The 1,402-nt window shown below is 67.1% G+C and carries 2 protein-coding genes; both read left to right on the forward strand.

Going from position 1 to position 1,402, the window contains the following annotated elements; translation table 11 throughout:
* Positions 1 to 210, forward strand: a 210-nt coding sequence (locus E1809_RS26445) for a helix-turn-helix domain-containing protein (RefSeq protein WP_133207173.1), incomplete at its 5' end; no start/stop codon positions are given.
* On the forward strand, positions 207 to 1,402 hold a 1,196-nt coding region (locus E1809_RS26450; RefSeq protein WP_133207174.1), incomplete at its 3' end, for a hypothetical protein. The genes E1809_RS26445 and E1809_RS26450, both read left to right, overlap by 4 nt.

The raw sequence follows: 1,402 nt of genomic DNA on the forward strand, positions 1-1,402 counted from the left end.
CATCGGCTGGTGACCAAGCCCCCGCAACGGGTCAACATCGAGCTGCTCGCCGCGCTCTGCGACATCCTCGGATGCACCGCAGCCGACCTGCTCGAGTTCCGCATCGAGGAAGTCCGCGAGCTGCGCCACGTCGCCGGCGACACCGGCCCGGGCATCGGYGARCTCCGACCGATCCGGGCGACGATCCGCAGGCCACACGAGCCACAGTGACCGGCCCCGCATCCAAGCCACCCGCGTGCTCCCGGTGCGGCATCAACCGGCCTGCGTCCATTACCGTGCAGGGCAAAAGCATCTGCCAGGGCTGCCGCACCCGACTGCAACGCAACCCCGGGCCGTGCCCGGGCTGCCGGCAGCACCGCGTGCTCGCGTTCCACGACCGGCAGAACAGGCAGATCTGCGCCGGCTGTGCCGGGGAAAAACCCACCTACTCGTGCCGGCGCTGCGGCCGGGAAGACAACTGCTACGGGCGCAACTGCGGCCCCTGCACACTCACCGAGCGTGCCACCGAGCTGCTCACCGACCCGGACACCGCCCAGATCCACCAGCAACTGCAGCCGGTGTTCAACGCGCTCATGAACGTGGACCGCCCGCAGACCACGCTCTACTGGTTCCGCCGCTCCGAAGGACCCCGCATCCTGCACCGGATGGCGACCGGCGAACTSCAGATCAGCCACGAAACATTCCAGCAGCTGCCCTCGAACAAGACCACCAACTACCTGCGCGACTTCCTCACCGCGCTCGGGGTCCTCCCCCACTACGAGGCCAGGATCGAGCGGATGCTGCCGTGGCTCGAAGACCTGCTGGACACCATCCCGAAAGCCGACGCGGACATCATCCGGCGGTTCGCCCACTGGCGTGTCCTGCGCCACCTGCGGCAAAAGGCCGCGCACGATGAACTCACCAAATCCATGGTCCTGCAAGGCCGTGCGCAGATCAAAGGTGCGGCCCGATTCCTGGCCTGGCTGACCCGCCATGACACCACGCTCGCCGGCATGGGCCAGGCCGATCTGGAACGCTACCTGATCACCCACCCAGGCAGCGAAACATCACAGCATGCCTTCATCGGCTGGGTCCGCACCAGCGGCATCAACACCAGCCTGCGCATCCCCAAGCAGCCCCGGCGCTTTTCCTCCGTCACGATGAGCGAGGAAGAACGGTGGGGCCACGTCCAGACCCTGCTCCACGACCAAACGATGCGCCATTACACCCGCATCGGCGGCCTGTTCATGCTCCTGTTCGCCCAGCCCCTGACCACGATCTGCCGCATGCACGCGGACCAAGTCACCGTCACCGACGACGGCCAGGTCACCGTCACGTTCGAGCGCACCCCGATCCTCATGCCCGAACCCCTGGACCGGATCATCATCGAGCACATGAACCGGCGCGGCCAGGCCTCCTACGC

It is taken from the genome of Arthrobacter terricola, from assembly GCF_004354015.1.
In the GTDB taxonomy this organism is placed as follows: Bacteria; Actinomycetota; Actinomycetes; order Actinomycetales; family Micrococcaceae; genus Arthrobacter; species Arthrobacter terricola.